The following is a 268-nucleotide window of genomic DNA, read 5'->3' as shown; positions in this document are numbered from 1 at the left end:
CTTATGACCCATGATTATCACATTGCTGCTTTCAGAGACAATCTCCTTGAGCGCGTGTGAAATGACCCGGGCTCTGACGCGCGTCCGTTTTTCCATAGGATTCGTCTTACCGCCGTAAAACTTCACTTTCCCGTTCGGCTGCTTGATTGCCACCTGATCTCCTCCGCGTCCCAGCGCCAAGTCAAGGCTGGATTGCGCCAAATCGCCGAGCTCTTTCAACGAGGCAACAGATGCACCGATTCCGATGCTTAACGTCAAGGAAATGGTA

The 268-nt window shown here is 52.2% G+C and carries 1 protein-coding gene; it reads right to left on the bottom strand.

Annotated features, from left to right (window positions below; genetic code table 11):
• Window positions 1-268 (bottom strand): GGDEF domain-containing protein (locus tag J0695_RS46695; RefSeq protein ID WP_505383662.1); only part of this gene is annotated, 268 nt, incomplete at both ends.

It is taken from the genome of Streptomyces beijiangensis (assembly GCF_017315755.1).
In the GTDB taxonomy this organism is placed as follows: Bacteria; Actinomycetota; Actinomycetes; order Streptomycetales; family Streptomycetaceae; genus Streptomyces; species Streptomyces beijiangensis.
The sequence above is the reverse complement of the archived record's forward strand: the minus strand, read 5'-3'. Positions and strand labels throughout refer to the sequence as shown.